Source organism: Streptomyces sp. NPDC048255 (genome assembly GCF_040652415.1).
In the GTDB taxonomy this organism is placed as follows: Bacteria; Actinomycetota; Actinomycetes; order Streptomycetales; family Streptomycetaceae; genus Streptomyces.
Window position 1 is genome coordinate 310,699 of record NZ_JBEZMA010000001.1, and the last position, 16,780, is coordinate 327,478.

General features: G+C 72.0%; 14 protein-coding genes. 5 read left to right on the plus strand and 9 right to left on the minus strand.

Annotated elements, in window-relative coordinates; genetic code table 11:
- Nucleotides 1–247: 247 nt before the first annotated feature.
- From AB0D94_RS01485 to AB0D94_RS01510, 6 genes are all read right to left on the minus strand, one after another.
- Complete coding sequence (locus AB0D94_RS01485) at nt 248–784, minus strand: bacterial proteasome activator family protein (protein WP_362044090.1); 537 nt, start codon at nt 782–784, stop codon at nt 248–250.
- 97 nt (nt 785–881) lie between these two features.
- On the minus strand, nt 882–3,719 hold the full coding sequence (locus tag AB0D94_RS01490) for an FtsX-like permease family protein (RefSeq protein WP_362044092.1): 2,838 nt from the start codon (nt 3,717–3,719) through the stop codon (nt 882–884).
- Nucleotides 3,716–4,462, minus strand: a complete 747-nt coding sequence (locus AB0D94_RS01495; RefSeq protein WP_362044094.1) for an ABC transporter ATP-binding protein — start codon at nt 4,460–4,462, stop codon at nt 3,716–3,718. The genes AB0D94_RS01490 and AB0D94_RS01495 overlap by 4 nt, the downstream gene beginning before the upstream one ends.
- Before the next feature lie 26 nt (nt 4,463–4,488).
- Nucleotides 4,489–5,157: a PadR family transcriptional regulator gene (locus AB0D94_RS01500; protein ID WP_362044096.1), complete on the minus strand. Its 669-nt coding sequence runs from the start codon at nt 5,155–5,157 to the stop codon at nt 4,489–4,491.
- Between the two features lie 163 nt (nt 5,158–5,320).
- A complete protein-coding gene (locus AB0D94_RS01505) occupies nt 5,321–5,779 on the minus strand; it encodes a hypothetical protein (protein WP_362044098.1) in 459 nt (152 codons plus the stop codon).
- Nucleotides 5,780–5,951: 172 nt separating this feature from the next.
- A complete protein-coding gene (locus tag AB0D94_RS01510) occupies nt 5,952–7,586 on the minus strand; it encodes a protein kinase (RefSeq protein ID WP_362044100.1) in 1,635 nt (544 codons plus the stop codon).
- A 206-nt stretch (nt 7,587–7,792) separates the two neighbouring features.
- Between AB0D94_RS01510 and AB0D94_RS01515 the strand changes: the two genes are divergently transcribed.
- Nucleotides 7,793–9,388 carry a protein kinase gene (locus tag AB0D94_RS01515; RefSeq protein WP_362044102.1) on the plus strand — a complete coding sequence of 532 codons (1,596 nt, stop codon included), beginning with the start codon at nt 7,793–7,795 and terminating at the stop codon, nt 9,386–9,388.
- A gap of 79 nt (nt 9,389–9,467) precedes the next feature.
- On the opposite strand, the gene AB0D94_RS01520 is transcribed toward AB0D94_RS01515, so the two are convergent.
- The gene (locus AB0D94_RS01520; protein WP_362044104.1) at nt 9,468–9,884 is read right to left on the minus strand and encodes a pyridoxamine 5'-phosphate oxidase family protein; all 417 of its coding nucleotides are present in this window, start codon (nt 9,882–9,884) and stop codon (nt 9,468–9,470) included.
- 176 nt (nt 9,885–10,060) lie between these two features.
- Nucleotides 10,061–10,720: a response regulator transcription factor gene (locus AB0D94_RS01525; RefSeq protein WP_362044106.1), complete on the minus strand. Its 660-nt coding sequence runs from the start codon at nt 10,718–10,720 to the stop codon at nt 10,061–10,063.
- A gap of 323 nt (nt 10,721–11,043) precedes the next feature.
- Here AB0D94_RS01525 and pdhA point away from each other — a divergent pair, with 323 nt between their 5' ends.
- The 4 genes from pdhA to AB0D94_RS01545 all read left to right on the plus strand — a co-directional run bounded on the left by pdhA (nt 11,044) and on the right by AB0D94_RS01545 (nt 15,732).
- Nucleotides 11,044–12,243 carry a pyruvate dehydrogenase (acetyl-transferring) E1 component subunit alpha gene (pdhA, locus tag AB0D94_RS01530; protein WP_362044108.1) on the plus strand — a complete coding sequence of 400 codons (1,200 nt, stop codon included), beginning with the start codon at nt 11,044–11,046 and terminating at the stop codon, nt 12,241–12,243.
- A 5-nt stretch (nt 12,244–12,248) separates the two neighbouring features.
- Complete coding sequence (locus AB0D94_RS01535) at nt 12,249–13,229, plus strand: alpha-ketoacid dehydrogenase subunit beta (protein WP_362044110.1); 981 nt, start codon at nt 12,249–12,251, stop codon at nt 13,227–13,229.
- 12 nt (nt 13,230–13,241) lie between these two features.
- Nucleotides 13,242–14,684 carry a dihydrolipoamide acetyltransferase family protein gene (locus AB0D94_RS01540; RefSeq protein ID WP_362044112.1) on the plus strand — a complete coding sequence of 481 codons (1,443 nt, stop codon included), beginning with the start codon at nt 13,242–13,244 and terminating at the stop codon, nt 14,682–14,684.
- A gap of 109 nt (nt 14,685–14,793) precedes the next feature.
- Complete coding sequence (locus AB0D94_RS01545) at nt 14,794–15,732, plus strand: GNAT family N-acetyltransferase (protein ID WP_362044114.1); 939 nt, start codon at nt 14,794–14,796, stop codon at nt 15,730–15,732.
- A gap of 575 nt (nt 15,733–16,307) precedes the next feature.
- Here AB0D94_RS01545 and AB0D94_RS01550 read toward each other — a convergent pair.
- Nucleotides 16,308–16,718, minus strand: coding sequence for a PPOX class F420-dependent oxidoreductase (locus AB0D94_RS01550; RefSeq protein WP_362044116.1), 411 nt, complete (start codon nt 16,716–16,718; stop codon nt 16,308–16,310).
- Between the last annotated feature and the right edge of the window lie 62 nt (nt 16,719–16,780).

A 16,780-nucleotide genomic window follows, 5' to 3' on the forward strand; every position in this document is an offset into this window, starting at 1 on the left:
AGCCCCACTTATCTGCGGCTTAGGCCGGCGCTGCGGGTGCGGGTGCGGCGCCGTTGCCGGGGCTCCGCCCCGGACCCCGCGCCTCAAGCGCCGGCGGGGCTGGGTTTGGCTTCGCCGGGGCTGGATGTGGCTTCGCGCGGGTGGTGTGGCCTCGCGCGGGTGGTGTGGCTTCGCGCGGGGGTGGTGTGGGTTCGGGTGCGGGCCCGGGCCGGGTGGCTCGGGCCCGCTGGTGGGTGCTCGGCGGAGGCTAGAGGTACGGGCCCGAGCGGATGGCGCCGTGGCTGCCGTCCTCGTCCTCGTGCGAGGCGCCGGGCGGGAGGGCGCGGCGCATCTGCTCCAGCTGGGCCCGCGCCGCCATCTGCTGCGCGAACAGGGCCGTTTGGATGCCGTGGAACAGGCCTTCCAGCCAGCCCACCAACTGCGCCTGGGCGATGCGCAGTTCCGCCTCGGAGGGAATGGCCTCCTCGGTGAAGGGGAGGGACAGGCGTTCCAGCTCCTCCACCAGCTCCGGAGCCAGACCGTCCTCCAGCTCCTTCACCGACGCGGCGTGGATGTCCTTGAGCCGGACCCGGCTCGCCTCGTCGAGAGGCGCGGCACGTACCTCTTCCAGGAGTTGCTTGATCATGCTGCCGATCCGCATGACCTTGGCGGGCTGTTCGACCATCTCCGTCACCGGGACCTCGCGCGACTCGTCATCGGCGCCGCCGACCGCCGTCCCGTCCTGTCCCACGATCAGGACGTTCGGGGGGCTGTCCTGCGACCGTTCACTCCTCGGCATCTCCATGCCGCCATTGTCTCGCACACCTTCGTACTCACACGGTGTGCCCCCGTACAGGCGTGATCCACCCTGTACGGGGGCACCAGCATGGGCCCGTTCCTGACTAGCCGGCCGCGCGCCGCGCCAGCGCTCCGCTGGACCGGGTGACCAGGGCGGCCAGCAGCGCCGCACCCAGCGGGACGACGATCAGCAGCCCGCCGAGGGTCGCCCACGGCACCGCGATCGGCACGTAGACCTCGGTGCCCGCGGGCTCGTACCCCATCGACACGGCCCGGTCGAGGAATCGTTCCGTCTCGCGGGCCGTGGCGAGCCGGAGTCCGACCGCCGGCAGGATGCCCGCCGCCGAGCCCAGGATCACGCCCATCAGGGCGATCACCCCGCACTGGAAGCCGCTCAGCGTGCGCCGCACCCGCGGGGGCGCGCCGACCGCGGCGAGCGTCTTCAGGTCGGCCTCGGCGTCGGCCTGGGCCAGTCCGGTGGCGATGCCGGCCGCGCCGATGGTGACCAGGCCCGCGAAGAGGGTCAGGGCGAGCACCTCGATGCTGTTGTCGCCCTGGTAGCCCTGCTCGATCTTGATGGCGGCGTCCACGCCCATCTGGTCGAGGAGTCCGTCCAGCCGCTGGCGCTGCTCGCTGTCCGGAGCGCCGTCGAGGGCGAAGAACGAGCCGAACGCGGCCGTCGTCAGCCCGGCGGACCGGGCGGCGGAGGGCGGCAGGATCAGTTCGACGCCCCAGGCCTGGACGCCGTCGGGCGCCTGATAGACCGGCAGGACCTTGTCCTCGCCCGGCTTCTCCGCACCCGTGTTGCGTGCCGCGTCGGCCGCGTCGGGGTCGGTGATGAGCCGGATGGTGACCTTGTCGTCCTTCACGTTCTGCTTGCTGAAGGAGACCGCCTTGCCCGACTTCAGCGCGGAGACGGCGCCGGGGTCGGTCACGGCCAGTGCGGTCAGCAGCTTCTCGTCGGAGACGACGACCGGGTTCTCCATGTAGTGCTCGGTCCGCGCGCAGCGCCAGTCCTTGCGCAGTTCCTTGGCTTGCTCGGGCGTGAAGTCGGCGGGCCCGTGCGGGGAGTCGAACAGCGGGCAGCGCTGTTCCTTGGGCTGGATGACCTCGGCGCGCCCGCAGCCCGTGTCGGCGGAGTACGTGTCGCAGCCCGGCCGGCCGACCACGAGCCGGTCCACGTCGGCCCGTACGGACAGCGAGAACTCCTTGGACAGGGCCTCGCGTACGGCGGGGACTTCCTTGTGGGCGCTGTTGTCGGAAAGGGAGACCATCCCGTGCAGGCTGGGCAGGTCGGCGGTGTACTCGTGGCGGGCCTGCACCTCCTGGCTGTTCTGGTACGTGGCCACCGCGACGGTGCCCGCGACGGCGGCCAGCACGGCGGCCACGGCCGGTGCCGTACGCCCCCGGTTGCGCACGGCGTCGCGCAGGGCGAGCCGCGGCGACAGCGGCATCCAGCGCCCGATCCGCCCGAACATGCCGACCAGGACCGGGGTGAGGGCGACGACGCCCAGCTCGGCGATGGCGCTGCCGCCCGCGACGACCAGGGTGCCCGTCTCGGAGACGGTGCCGTAGAGGGCGATGGCGGCGCCGCCCGCGACGGCGATCAGGCCGATGACGGGCAGCACCCGGTTGGCGCGCCGGACGCCGCGGCGGCCGGTGAGCGAGGCCAGGACGGTCTGCCGGGACGCGGTGACGGCCGGGGCGATCGCGGCCAGCAGGCCGGTGAGCACGGCGAGCAGGGCGATGGCCAGCAGTTCCAGCGGCCGGACGTCGAACCCGCCCCAGCGCAGGCCCAGGAACTCCTCCAGCAGCGGGCGGAGGGCCAGGGTGAGGGCGATGCCGATGACGGTGCCGACGACCGCGGCCGCGGCGCCGATGACCAGGCCGCCGGAGAGCACGATGGCCCGGATGTGCCGCCGGTCGCCGCCGTTGGCGCCGACGAGCCCGAGCTGACGGCGCGAGCGCCGGGCGCCGACCGCGAAGGCGGGGCCCGCGAGCAGGCAGATCTCCAGCATGGCGAGGCCGACGACGGTGGCCAGGACGGCCATCTCCATGGTCGTGGATGCGTCCGAGAAGGAATCCTGCGGCTCCTGTGCGTACAGCGGCACCTCGGAGTCGGCGGGCTTGTCGAGGATGACCGCACGGGAGATGACCAGGGCGCCCTTGGCGTTGGCCTCCTTGACCATGTTCCACGTGAAACCGTCGCCGCCGACCGTCACGAGGTACTTGGTCTCGGCCCGCACCCCGGGCACGTCGATGGCCCGCAGGGCCTTGTCGAGCGGGGTGAGCATGGTCCCGGGCGGGGCGATGACCTGCACTTCTTTGAGCGAGTTGGGCAGTTCGTAGGCGCCGACGATCAGGTAGGAGGCGTCGACCCCGCGCGCGGAGACCCGGGAGCCGACGAAGTAGCCCGACTCCTTCAGGAAGGCGTTGGTGGCGATGATCTCGCCCGCGGCCTCCGGCAGCCGGCCCCGGTCGAGCGTGAACCGGCCCTTCACCAGCGGGCTGTGCGTGTCGACTTCCCGGAGGGCGGTCTCCAGGAGCCCGTGCGTGGTGCGGAGTTTGGCGTGGCCGATGCTGTCCTTGACGACCTGGGTGCCGGCCGGGAGCGCCTGCGGGATGTCCGGCTGCATCTTTTCGGCGGGCGGCTCGTACGCCTTGTAGCCGCCGACCGGCGCGTAGTTGTCGCCGTCGGGGCTCTGGAGGATCGGTACGCCCAGCGAGGAGACGCTGACTTCGGCGTCGGCGGTGCCGAGGCGGCGTTCGAGGTCCTGCGCGGTGGAGAGCTCGGCGCTGCGCATGGTGAGGTCGGCGGCGCTCACGCCGACGATCGGCAGGGCGATCATCGCGAGGACGAGGATGCTGCGGCCCTTGGCGCGCCAGGCGTCGCGGCGGGCTATGCGGATGGCCGCGATCCAGGAGTGGTACCAGGAGATCACTGGCCGGCCGCCTGCCCCGAGAGCAGGGAGTCGGCCTGGCTGCGCAGGGTCTCGTCGACCACGCTGCCGTCGCGCAGGAAGACCACCCGGTCCGCCCAGGCGGCGAAGCGCGGCTCGTGCGTGACGAGGACCCCGGCCGCGCCGGCGTCGCAGCGGGAGCGCAGCAGGGCGAGGACGGATTCGCCGGTCTCCGAGTCGAGGGCGCCGGTGGGCTCGTCGGCGAGGACCAGACGGCGGTCGCCCACGAGGGCGCGGGCGATGGCCACGCGCTGCTGCTGGCCGCCGGACATCTCGTCGGGGAAGCGGTCGGCGAGCTGGCCCAGGCCCATCTCCTCCAGCGCGGCGAGCGCGGCGGTGCGGGCCTTGCGGGCGGAGGTGCCGTCGAGTTCCAGGGGCAGGGCCACGTTCTCGGCTGCGGTGAGGGCGGGGATCAGGTTGTAGTCCTGGAAGACGTACCCGATGCTGCGGCGGCGCAGCGCGGCGAGCTGCTTGCGGCCGGCGGTGGTGATGTCGGTGCCCTCGACGACGACCCGGCCGCTGGTGGGCGTGTCCAGCCCGCCGGCGAGGGTGAGCAGCGTGGACTTGCCGGAGCCGGAGGGGCCCATGACGGCGACGAGTTCGCCGGGGAAGACGGAGAGGTTGATGCCGCGCAGGGCGTTCACCTCGGTGGCACCGCTGCCGTGGGTGCGGACGAGCTGGTCCAACTGGAGTACGGGTTGCTGGGCATGGCGCTGGTCAGGCATGAAGGGGTCCCCCCTGGAAAGGTGGTTCAGCCCCGCCGCGTGCGGGCGGTACGGGGCGGGGTGGTGGTCGTAGGGGCCGGGACGGGGTCGTCGGCCTCGGCTTCGGTCTCGGCGGCCTGGGGCGCTCCGGGTACGGCCCTCCGGTCGGCCGGAAGGGAGAGCCGGACGAGCCGGGCTTCGCAGTGGTCGAGCCAGCGGGCCTCGGCCTCGGTCTGGAAGATCAGCTGCTCCAGCACCAGCAGCCAGGCCACGTCGTCGCGTTCGCGGCTCTGCCCGCTCTCGATCGCGGTGAGGGCCTGGGCCTTGAGCCGGGTGTAGTCCTGCATCGCCCTGATCGTGGCGTGCCGCTGGGACTGGATGACGGCGCGGATGTCCACGCCGGGGGCGCCCACGGCCATGGCGAGCTTGATGGACAGCTCGTCACGGGGCGGGTGTGTGCGGTCGACGGGGCGCTCGTACCACTGGTGGAGTTCGGCGCGGCCGTGGTCGGTGATGGCGTAGAGGGTGTGCCCGGCGGTGTCCTCGCCGCCGGGGGCGACGAGTCCGTCGCGCTCCAGGCGGGCGAGGGTGGTGTACACCTGGCCGACGTTGAGCGGCCAGGTGGAGCCGGTACGGGATTCGAACTCGGTGCGCAGCTGGGAGCCGTACCGAGGGCCCCGTTCCAGCAGGGCGAGAAGGCCGTGGCGGATCGACATACTCAGTATGTATACCGAGTATGCCCTTGATGGCAACCGCCTCCGGTCGTACGACCGGAGGGGGAGGAGACCGTATGCGTCCGACTGGAGGCGGTCCTGAGGGTGTTCCCGTGGCATGTCCGTGCCGGTCCCGTGGCGGGTCCGCGGCGTTCCGCAGGCGGGGTCAGATGCCCTTGCGCAGCCGCATGCCGAGGTAGCCGAGCCCGACTCCCATCAGGGCGAATCCGGTCCCGAGGGGCAGTATGTGCGCGGCCAGGTCGGCGGCCCGCTCGTTCGGCTCGGTCCCGAGCGCGCTCACCGGGCGGGGCGTGGCCGTGGCCGGGGCGACGGCCGTGGGTACGGGGCTCGGGAGGCGGGGCGGTGCGACGGGTTCGGTGCGCGGGCGCGGCCGCAGCGGGCGGGCGGCCGCCAGCGCCTCCGGGTTCGGGGGTTCGGCGGCGGGGCGTCCCGGCCGCTCGCGCCCGGCTCCGGCGGCGCTGCCGGCGAGGTCCGGGTATCCGTCGTCGTCCTCCCGTACGGCGGCGGAGGGCGCGGCCGAGACGGTGGACACGGCGGGTGTGAGCGCCGCGGCGGCCAGTACGGCACAGGCCAGCCAGCGTGACGGGCGGAAGCCTTGGATCACGGGGAGCCCTTCCCGTTCCGAGCGGCCGGGTACGCGCTGGAGGCAGCGGTACGTGCTCAGATTTACATAAGGGCGCAAAACCGGCATCCCGGGCACTCCATGAGAGTGCCCGGGATGCCGGTCTGGCTCAGTCCGCGGCGGCCCTGCAGCCCGGCCGCCGCGCCGCGACCCCCTAGCCGGGGTTGCCCGTGGACACGGTCAGCGTGTACTCCGTGCCCTCTTTTTCGATCTTGGCGCCGGGCGCCGGCGACTGCTCCAGCACCATGTCCTGGCCGTACACGGCCTCGTCCTTCTCCAGGATCTTGTACTTGCCGGCGGAGGCCTGGATGCAGGCCTTCACCGAGAGCAGGTTCTTGTACCGGAAGTCCGGCGCCTGGTACTTGGTCGCGTCGCTGAAGTCCTTCGTCGGGTCCTTGCACTTGGCGGGGTCGATCGTGCGCGAGGTGTCCGGACCCTTGTGGCTGGGCTTGGCCGAGCCGGGCGCCGACGCCGAGGGGCCGGAGGACGCCGTCTCGTCCTTCTTCTTGTCGTCGCCGTTCAGCGAGATCGCGGCGATCAGACCGCCGACGGCCAGCAGCGCCACCGCGATCGCGCCCACGACCACCGGCGTGTTCTTCCGCGGGCCCGCGCCCGTGGGGGACGTGCCGTGCGCGGCCGGGGAGATCGTGTACGGCGGCGGGGTCTGCGGCGCGTACTGCTGCTGCGGCGGGTAGGCGTAGCCGCCCTGGCCGTGGTTCTGCGGCGGGGGCGTCGGCGCCGGCGCGTATGGGGACGGCGCCGGGGTGTGCGGGGCCTGGTACGGCTGCTGCACGGACTGCGGCGCCGGCGCCTGGAAGCCCGAGTCCACCGGCGGGAACACGGCGGAGGACACGCCCGCCCCGCTGCTCACCGGCCCGATGCCCTGGACGATGACCGGAGCCCCGGTCTGCCCGGCCGACATCACCCGCGCGACCTCGTCCCGCATGGCCGCGGCCGTGGGGAAGCGCTCGTTCGGGTTCTTCCGCAGGGCCCGCGCCACCAGTGCGTCCATCGCCGGGGTCACCGACCGGTTGATGGAGGACGGCGGGACCGGCTCCTCCTGCACGTGCGCGTACGCGATGGCCAGCGGGGAGTCGGCGTCGAACGGGATCCGGCCGGTCAGTAGCTGGAAGAGCATGATGCCGACCGAGTACAGGTCGGACCGGGCGTCGACGGCGCGCCCCAGGGCCTGCTCGGGCGACAAGTACTGCGGGGTGCCGACGACCATGCCGGTCTGGGTCATCGAGGTGACCCCGGACTGCATGGCGCGGGCGATGCCGAAGTCCATCACCTTGACCACGCCGCGCTTGGTCATCATGACGTTGCCCGGCTTGATGTCCCGGTGGACGAGACCCATCTCGTGGCTGGTGTCCAGCGCGGCCAGCACGTCGGCCGTCACCTTCAGGGCCTTCTCCGCGGGCATCGCACCGTACTGCCGGATGTCCGCCTGGAGCACGGAGCCGAGCGGCTGCCCCTCCACGTACTCCATCACGATGTACGGCATGACCGAGCCGTCGAACTCGTCCTCACCCGTATCGAAGACCGAGACGATGTTGGTGTGCGACAGTTTGGCTACAGCCTGCGCCTCGCGGCGGAACCGCTCGCGGAAGGACTGTTCGCGGCCCAGCTCGGTGTGCAGGGTTTTGATCGCCACCTGACGGTCGAGCGCGGTGTCGTACGCGAGGTACACGGCGGCCATGCCGCCCTCACCGAGCAAATCCCGTAGCTGGTAACGGCCACGGGCCAGGGAACCGCCTGCGTACCGGCCCTGAGTGCCGTCCTGGCTCATGACTCTTGCTTCCCCTCGCCATGCTTATGTCGGGCCCAGTCTGCCGGAGGGCAAGCACACGTCAAGCCAGGTGCCCTTTCCGTGACCACGGGTCCACCCGGCGTCAGCTCCGAACGGCGAGCGGTTCCGAGGCTGTAGCGTTCGTCGGAGCACCACGAAGAGGACTACCGCTGAGCGGCGGCCGAGAGAGACGACGGCGAGGACTGATGGCACCCGAACCCGAGGCAGGCGGCGCCGGGATGGCCGAGGACCCTTCGCACTGGGGAGCAGGCGGCCTGGTGGGAGACGGCCGTTACCGGCTCACCCACCGACTGGGCCGCGGCGGCATGGCCGAGGTGTTCGCCGCCGAGGACGTACGCCTGGGCCGCACCGTCGCCGTGAAGCTGCTGCGCGCCGACCTCGCCGAGGACCCGGTCTCCAAGGCGCGCTTCACCCGCGAGGCACAGTCCGTCGCCGGGCTGAACCACCACGCCGTCGTCGCCGTGTACGACTCGGGCGAGGACCGGGTCGGCCCCAACACCGTGCCGTACATCGTGATGGAACTGGTCGAGGGCCGCACCATCCGCGAACTGCTGGTGAGCGCCGAGGCCCCGGGCCCCGAGCAGGCGCTGATCATCGTCTCCGGCGTGCTGGAGGCCCTCGCGTACTCGCACCAGCACGGCATCGTCCACCGCGACATCAAGCCGGCGAACGTCATCATCACCGAGACCGGCGCCGTCAAGGTGATGGACTTCGGCATCGCCCGCGCCCTGCACGGCGTGCAGTCGACGATGACTCAGACCGGCATGGTCATGGGAACCCCGCAGTACCTGTCGCCCGAACAGGCCCTCGGCAAGGCCGTGGACCACCGTTCCGACCTGTACGCGACCGGCTGCCTGCTGTACGAACTGCTCGCGCTGCGGCCCCCGTTCACCGGCGAGACCCCGCTGTCGGTGGTCTACCAGCACGTCCAGGACGCACCCGTCCCGCCCTCGCAGCTGCCCGAGGGCCACCACATCCCGCAGGAGCTCGACGGCCTGGTCATGCGCTCCCTCGCCAAGGACCCGGACGACCGGTTCCAGAGCGCCGAGGAGATGCGCGGGCTGGTCCAGTACGCGCTCCAGATGTTGCACGACCAGGGGCCGAACACGGGCACCTGGAACACCGGCCCGGTCACCATGGCCCTTCCGCACGGGCGGAGCGGCGCCACCACGGCCATGCCCGTGGGCGGGACGGGCGGGCAGCAGCAGTACCCCTCGCACGCCTCGACCTCGCAGTTCCAGCAGCCGATGGTGCCCCCGCTGAACCCGGACGACGGCTCGGCCTTCCCCGGTGGCGGCGGCCACGGCGGCCAGGGCGGCAACGGCGGCAGGTACGACGGCTACGACAACGGCGGGAGCAGCCGTTGGAAGATGTGGCTGTTCGCGGTGCTGGCGGTCATCGCGGTCGCGGCGGGCGCGGCCTACGCCATCAGCCAGGTGGGCGGCGGCAAGGAGAAGGGCCCCGCCGACACCCCCACGACCAGCCAGAGCGTGCCCAGCGGCCAGCCGAGCACCCCGGCGACCCCGGAGACCACGCCGCCGACCCGCACCCCGGACAACACCCAGACGTGGACCGAGGCCCCTCCCACGCGGACCGCCACCCGGCAGCCGACCTCCACCGCGTCGAACTCGCCGTCGAACTCGCCGTCCATGTCCTCCTCGCCCTCGACGTCCTCCTCGCCGTCGACGACGAAGTCCGCGACCCCGCCGAAGTCATCGCCGCCGGTGACTCCGCCGACCAAGACCCCGGACCCGCCCGTCGGGCTCTCGGAAGACGAATGAGGCAGCAGGACGGGCCCGGCGGAAACAATTCCGCCGGGCCCGTTCCCGTACGCGCTGCTCTTATGTGAAAGAACGCCCGTCAGAGTGCGTGCTGGTACTGCCGGTCCGGATTCCCGGCGAGGGAGTGAACTGTGACGAACTGGGGTTCTATGTGCATGTAGACGGGGTCGAAGACCGCTCCGTCCACGAAATGCGGACCCGGCCCGAAGAGTTCCAGTTCGGCGGTGGTCGGTTCGACGATCCGCGCGGTGCCGGTGAACTGGACCGACCACAGGTGCGGGTCACGGGAATTGAAGTTGTCGGCCCCGTAGGCCACGACACTGCCGTTGCACGCCTGGTGGTAGCCGAATCCCGCGTGCATTCTCAGGACGACGTTGCCGTCCACCACGATGTGGCGGGCGAGGGCGAGGAAGGGCAGCGCGCGCATGCTCGTGGCCACCCGGCCGTACGGCACCCGGCGCAGCAGTTCGATGGCGTGGAGTTCCTCTGGGGACATGTCCCCCACTGTCGCCGCCGGCGCGGGCGCGGGGAAAGAGGATCCCGCCCCGATGATCGGGGACGTTGGTCCCGAATGAAACGGCGTACGACGGGTCCGCATCTCCGTACGTCCGTCGTATGTCCGTCGTACGTCCGTACGCGCTTCCCGCGCCGGGCGCGCTCCGGACGCCGCTGCTAGCGCTTCTCCGCCTGGAGGCGGGCCACGTAGGCGGCGGCCTGCGAGCGGCGCTCCATGCCCAGCTTGGACAGCAGGCTGGAGACGTAGTTCTTGATCGTCTTCTCCGCCAGGTGCAGCCGCTCGCCGATCACGCGGTTGGTCAGGCCCTCGCCGATCAGGTCGAGGATCTTCCGCTCCTGCTCGGTGAGGTTGGAGAGGCGGTCGTCGCCCTTGCCGCTCTTGCCGTCCCGCAGCCGCTCCAGCACCCGGGCGGTGGCCACCGGGTCGAGCAGCGACTTGCCGGCCGCGACGTCACGTACGGCGCTGAGCAGCTCGTTGCCGCGGATCGCCTTGAGGACGTAGCCCGAGGCGCCCGCCATGATCGCGTCGAACAGCGCCTCGTCGTCGGCGAACGAGGTCAGCATCAGGCACTTGATGTCCTCGTTCTGGGAGCGCACCTCGCGGCAGACCTCCACACCGCTGCCGTCCGGCAGGCGGACGTCGAGGACCGCCACGTCAGGGCGGGTGGCCGGGATCCGGACCAGTGCGTCGGCCGCCGTACCGGCCTCACCGACGATCTCGATGTCCTCTTCGACCGACAAGAGCTCGTGGACGCCCCGACGTACCACTTCGTGGTCGTCTAGGAGGAATACCTTGATTTTTCCGTCTTCGCGCACAGATTCAGTTTCACACACTCACCCCTTCCCTGCCGCAGTTGACCGGGATAACGTGCCGTTGTTCCGGCCCCCTGCAAGGCTGTGACCAGTGGTTGTTCCCGCTTGCTCGAATTTACTTGGAAATCCAAGCAAACGTGCAGGTCAACTGGGGTTTCGCAGTTATGCGGCGCACTGGGTAACGTGCATTGCGCAGGGCACTCGCCGGGGCACCTGTCACGCCTGAATCCGTACGCGACGCGCACCCACCCCGTGCGCGGGTACGGATTAGGTGAGCCGCACTGGACCCCGGAGAACCCGGGTGCCGGACCGACGGAGGAGCACACGTGACCGTGGAGAGCACTGCCGCGCGCAAGCCGCGACGCAGCAGCGGCACCAAGCGGACGGCGGACGCGACGAGCGCCCGCAAGACCGCCGCTGCCACCGCGCAGACGCAGGACGCTGAACCTCAGCTCGTACAGCTGCTGACGCCCGAAGGGGACCGGGTCGAGAGCGCGGAGAACGCGGAATTCGCCCCCTTCGTCGCCGACATCACCACCGACGACCTGCGCGGGCTGTACCGCGACATGGTCCTGACCCGCCGTTTCGACGGTGAGGCGACTGCCCTCCAGCGCCAGGGCGAGCTGGGCCTGTGGGCCTCGCTGCTCGGCCAGGAGGCCGCCCAGATCGGCTCCGGCCGGGCCCTGAACGACGACGACTACGTCTTCCCGACCTACCGTGAACACGGTGTGGCCTGGTGCCGCGGAGTCGACCCGACCAACCTGCTCGGCATGTTCCGCGGCGTGAACCACGGCGGCTGGGACCCCAACACCAACAACTTCCACCTCTACACGATCGTCATCGGCTCGCAGACGCTGCACGCGACCGGTTACGCCATGGGAGTGGCGAAGGACGGCGCCGACAGCGCGGTCATCGCCTACTTCGGCGACGGCGCGTCCAGCCAGGGCGACGTCGCCGAGGCGTTCACCTTCTCGGCGGTCTACAACTCCCCCGTGGTGTTCTTCTGCCAGAACAACCAGTGGGCGATCTCCGAGCCGACCGAGCGCCAGATGCGCGTGCCGCTGTACCAGCGCGCGCAGGGCTTCGGCTTCCCGGGCGTCCGCGTGGACGGCAACGACGTGCTGGCCTGCCTGGCCGTGACCCGCTGGGCCCTGGACCGGGCGCGCCGCGGCGAGGGCCCGACCCTGGTCGAGGCGTTCACGTACCGCATGGGCGCGCACACCACCTCCGACGACCCGACGAAGTACCGGCGGGACGAGGAGACGGCGGCCTGGGAGGCGAAGGACCCGATCCTGCGCCTGAAGACCCACCTGGTGGCCACCGGGGGCGCCGACGAGGCGTTCTTCGCGGAGCTGGAGGCGGAGAGCGAGGCGCTGGGCAAGCGGGTGCGCGAGGTCGTGCGCGCCATGCCCGACCCCGACACCATGGCGATCTTCGAGAACGTCTACGCGGACGGGCACGCGCTCGTCGACGAGGAGCGCGCGCAGTTCGCCGCCTACCTCGCGTCCTTCGAGGGTGGGGAGTGACCACCATGGCCATCGAGAAGATGTCTATCGCGAAGGCGCTCAACGAGTCGCTGCGCAAGGCCCTGGAGACGGACCCGAAGGTCCTGATCATGGGCGAGGACGTGGGCAAGCTGGGTGGTGTCTTCCGGATCACCGACGGCCTGCAGAAGGACTTCGGCGAGGAGCGGGTCATCGACACCCCGCTCGCGGAGTCCGGCATCGTCGGCACGGCGATCGGCCTCGCGCTGCGCGGCTACCGCCCGGTCGTCGAGATCCAGTTCGACGGGTTCGTCTTCCCCGCGTACGACCAGATCGTCACGCAGCTCGCGAAGATGCACGCGCGGGCCCTCGGCAAGATCAAGATGCCGGTCGTCGTACGCATCCCCTACGCGGGCGGCATCGGCGCCGTCGAGCACCACAGCGAGTCCCCGGAGACGCTGTTCGCGCACGTCCCGGGCCTCAAGGTGGTCTCGCCGTCGAACGCGAGCGACGCGTACTGGATGCTCCAGCAGGCGATCCTCAGCGACGACCCGGTGATCTTCTTCGAGCCGAAGCGGCGCTACTGGGACAAGGGCGAGGTCGACGTCGAGGCCATCCCCTACCAGCTGCACAAGGCGCGCGTGGCGCGCGAGGGCTCCGACATCACCCTGGCCGCCTACGGTCCGATGGTGAAGGTCTGCCTGGAGGCCGCGGCCGCCGCAGCCGAGGAGGGCAAGTCGGTGGAGGTCGTCGACCTGCGCTCGATGTCCCCGATCGACTTCGACGGACTGCAGGCCTCGGTGGAGAAGACCCGCCGGCTCGTGGTCGTCCACGAGGCGCCGGTCTTCCTCGGCGTGGGCTCGGAGATCGCTGCTCGCATCACGGAGCGGTGCTTCTACCACCTGGAGGCGCCGGTGCTGCGCGTGGGCGGTTTCCACGCCCCGTACCCGCCGGCCCGCCTGGAGGACGAGTACCTGCCGGGCCTGGACAGGGTGCTCGACGCCGTCGACCGCTCGCTGGCGTACTGAGGAGCCACGTTCATGACGATCCGCGAATTCAAGATGCCCGACGTGGGCGAGGGCCTCACCGAGGCCGAGATCCTCAAGTGGTACGTCCAGCCGGGTGACACCGTCACCGACGGTCAGGTCGTCTGCGAGGTCGAGACGGCCAAGGCCGCGGTGGAGCTGCCGATCCCCTTCGACGGCGTCGTGCACGCCCTCCTCTTCGAGGAGGGCACCACGGTCGACGTCGGCCAGGTCATCATCTCGGTCCGGACCGAGGGGGGAGCCGCCGCCGAGGCGGCCCCGGTCCAGGAGGCGGCTCCGGCCGCCGCCGCCCCCGAGGCGGAGGAGCCCGCCCCCGAGGCCCGTCAGCCCGTGCTGGTCGGCTACGGGGTCTCCACGGCCTCCACGAAGCGCCGCCCGCGCAAGGCCCCGGCGGGCACGGCCGCGCAGAACGGCACGGCCGCCCCGGCGGTTCCGGTGGCCCCCGCGGCCCCGGTGGCCCCGGCGGTTCCCACCCAGCAGAACGGGAACGGGCAGGCCGCCGAGGAGCGTCCGCTGGCCAAGCCGCCGGTGCGCAAGCTCGCCAAGGACCTCGGGATCGACCTGGCCTCGGTGGTCCCCACCGGGGACGGCGGGATCGTGACCCGGGAGGACGTGCACGCCGCGGCCGCCGCGGCGCTCGCCCCGCAGACCGTGGCCGCCCCGGCCGAGGCGGCTCCGGCCGCCGCACCGGCCCCGGTGGCCGCGCAGGCTCCGGCCGCAGCGGCCGAGCCGGGGGCGCGGGAGACCCGTATCCCGGTCAAGGGCGTCCGCAAGGTCACCGCCCAGGCCATGGTGGGCTCCGCCTTCACCGCGCCGCACGTCACCGAGTTCATCACCTTCGACGTGACCCGCACGATGAAGCTGGTCCAGGAGCTCAAGGCCGACCCGGACCTCGCGGGGCTGCGGATCAACCCGCTGCTCCTCATCGCCAAGGCCGTCCTGGTGGCCATCCGGCGCAACCCGGACGTCAACGCGTCCTGGGACGAGGCGGCCCAGGAGATCGTGCTCAAGCACTACGTCAACCTGGGCATCGCCGCGGCCACCCCCAGGGGGCTGATCGTCCCGAACATCAAGGACGCGCACGCCAAGACCCTGCCCGAGCTGTCCGAGGCCCTGTCCTCGCTGGTCGCCACGGCCCGCGACGGCAAGACCTCCCCGGCCGACATGCAGAACGGCACGATCACCATCACCAACGTCGGCGTCTTCGGCGTCGACACCGGTACGCCCATCCTGAACCCCGGCGAGTCCGCGATCCTCGCGGTCGGTGCGATCAAGCTCCAGCCGTGGGTCCACAAGGGCAAGGTGAAGGCCCGCCAGGTCACCACCCTGGCCCTGTCGTTCGACCACCGTCTCATCGACGGGGAGCTCGGTTCCCGGTTCCTGGCCGACATCGCCGCGGTCCTGGAACACCCGCGCCGCCTGATCACCTGGTCGTGACGCGGTACGACGCACCACCCGACGGCCGGTCCCGCACCACGGGGCCGGCCGTCGGCCGTCGCGCCCAAAACCCCTGGCCCAGGGTGTGACTCCGTGTGATCATCGCCGGATGCGCTTCCGCCCTGCCACCGCAGACCCCGCCGACCTCGACCGCGCCGCCGCCTACCCGGCCGACGGCCCCGTCGCCGCCCTGACCGCCGAGAAGATCCGTGAGGAGCTCGCCGCCGGCCAGTTCCGCCCCGAGTGGACCTGGTTCGCCGAGGACGAGGACGGCGAGATCCTGGCCCGCGCCCTGTGGTGGGGCCGCGCCGACAGCGAGCGGCCCATCGCCCTCGACTGCCTCCAGGTCCGGGCCTCCGTGACCGACCCGGCGGCCGTCGCCGCCGGCCTGCTCGCGGCCGGGCACGCCGCCTTCGGCACGCTCCCGCTCTACAACCTCTCCCTGCCCCGCGACTGGCGCGCCCGCCCGGACCTGGCCGAGGCCGTCGCCTGGCGCCAGAAGGCCGCGTACGAGACCGGTCTGACCCGCGAGATCGAGCGCCTGCGCTACGAGTGGACCCCCGCGGCCGGCACCGCCGCCCCCACCGGCCGGCTCGTCTTCCGCGAGGGCACCGACGAGGAGTTCCTGGACGCCTTCGTCCGGCTCTCCCACGGCAGCCTCGACGAGCACACCGTGAGCGAACTGCGCTCGATGGACGCCGAGGAGCTGGCCCGGGACGACATCGCCTTCTACTCCGACTGCCCCGGCGAGCGCTCCTGGTGGCGCCTGGCCCACCTGCCCGACGGCACCCTGGCCGGCCTGGCCCTCCCCTCCGCGACCCCCTACCACCGGAACGTCGGCTACCTGGGCGTCGTCCCGGAGCAGCGCGGCCGCGGCCTGATCGACGAGATCCTGGCCGAGATCACCCGCTTCCACGCGGCCGAGGGCGCCGATCGCATCACGGCGACCACGGACACCGTCAACGTCCCGATGGCCGCCGCCTTCGATCGGGCCGGCTACGAGATCACCGAGATCCGCCTCGTCCTGGAGGAACCGGCCGAAGCGTGAACCGGGCCCTGCCGGAGGTCCGGCGGTGTCGGGTCCGGCTGCGCCGGGGCTCCTGGGGCTCCGCCCCAGACCCCGCGCCTCAAACGCCGGCGGGGCTGGATTTGCTTCGGCGGGGCCTGGTCGGTGGGGTCGGTCCGCGGTGCCGTGTGCCCTGCGGGCGGCTCGGCCGGGGTGGGCTCGTCGCAGCGGGGCCCGGTCGGTGGGGTCGGTCCGCGGTGCCCCTCCGGGCTGTCTCCTCGGCTCGCGCACTGAGCCGCCGCTACGCCCCCTCGGCCCAGGTTGCGCGCTCGTCCTGCGGGGACAGCCCTGCGCGGCACCACTCCCCTCCACCACGGGTTCCCGGACAACCGCCAGGCCTGGCTTCCGAAGCCGAGGCGTGGGACGGGGACGCGCAGGAGAGTCCCCGCAGGACGAGCGCGCAACCCAGGCCGGACATTCGCAGCCCGGGTTAAGTGCGCGAGCCGAGGAGACGCTCCGGAGCGACCCCGGCCCACACCCGACGCCAAACCCAGCCCCGCCGGCGATTGAGGCGCGGGCCCTGGGGCAGAGCCCCGGCAACGGCGCCGCACCCGGCCCTAGCGCGCGGCGTTGCCCAGGACCTTGACCGGGGTGATGCGGACGACCACGCGGACGTCCTCCGGCGGGGCCTCGGCGTAGTCCTTGCCCGCGCCCGGGCCCGCGTACTCCTCGGCGATGCGCACGGCGACCGCGCGGCCGGCGTCCTCGGTGACGGTGGCCGTGCCGCGGATCTCCGCGTAGAGGAAGGGGTTGGCGAGGTCGAAGACGGTCAGGCCCACCCGCCCGTCCCGGGCGATGTTGCGCTCCTTGCGGCGGCCCTGCTCGGTGGAGATCAGCACGTCGCCGCCGTCACGGGTGACCCAGACCACCGAACTCTGGGGACTGCCGTCGGGGTTGATGGTCGCCAGCACCGCCGGATGCGGGGCGTCGAGCAGCTGGCGTACGGTCTCGTTCAGCTCAACAGTCATGGCCAGGAGGCTAGTCGGGGCGGCCGGCGGAGCGCCGCCGGTTTCCGGCCGCGGCCGCCGAC

Bases quoted from the DNA above. Each gene is read 5' to 3' on its own strand.
- AB0D94_RS01485 (WP_362044090.1), bottom strand. From the start codon at position 784: ATGGAGATGCCGAGGAGTGAACGGTCGCAGGACAGCCCCCCGAACGTC.
- AB0D94_RS01495 (WP_362044094.1), bottom strand. From the start codon at position 4,462: ATGCCTGACCAGCGCCATGCCCAGCAACCCGTACTCCAGTTGGACCAG.
- AB0D94_RS01500 (WP_362044096.1), bottom strand. From the start codon at position 5,157: ATGTCGATCCGCCACGGCCTTCTCGCCCTGCTGGAACGGGGCCCTCGG.
- AB0D94_RS01510 (WP_362044100.1), bottom strand. From the start codon at position 7,586: ATGAGCCAGGACGGCACTCAGGGCCGGTACGCAGGCGGTTCCCTGGCC.
- AB0D94_RS01515 (WP_362044102.1), top strand. From the start codon at position 7,793: ATGGCACCCGAACCCGAGGCAGGCGGCGCCGGGATGGCCGAGGACCCT.
- AB0D94_RS01520 (WP_362044104.1), bottom strand. From the start codon at position 9,884: ATGTCCCCAGAGGAACTCCACGCCATCGAACTGCTGCGCCGGGTGCCG.
- AB0D94_RS01535 (WP_362044110.1), top strand. From the start codon at position 12,249: ATGGCCATCGAGAAGATGTCTATCGCGAAGGCGCTCAACGAGTCGCTG.
- AB0D94_RS01540 (WP_362044112.1), top strand. From the start codon at position 13,242: ATGACGATCCGCGAATTCAAGATGCCCGACGTGGGCGAGGGCCTCACC.
- AB0D94_RS01545 (WP_362044114.1), top strand. From the start codon at position 14,794: ATGCGCTTCCGCCCTGCCACCGCAGACCCCGCCGACCTCGACCGCGCC.
- AB0D94_RS01550 (WP_362044116.1), bottom strand. From the start codon at position 16,718: ATGACTGTTGAGCTGAACGAGACCGTACGCCAGCTGCTCGACGCCCCG.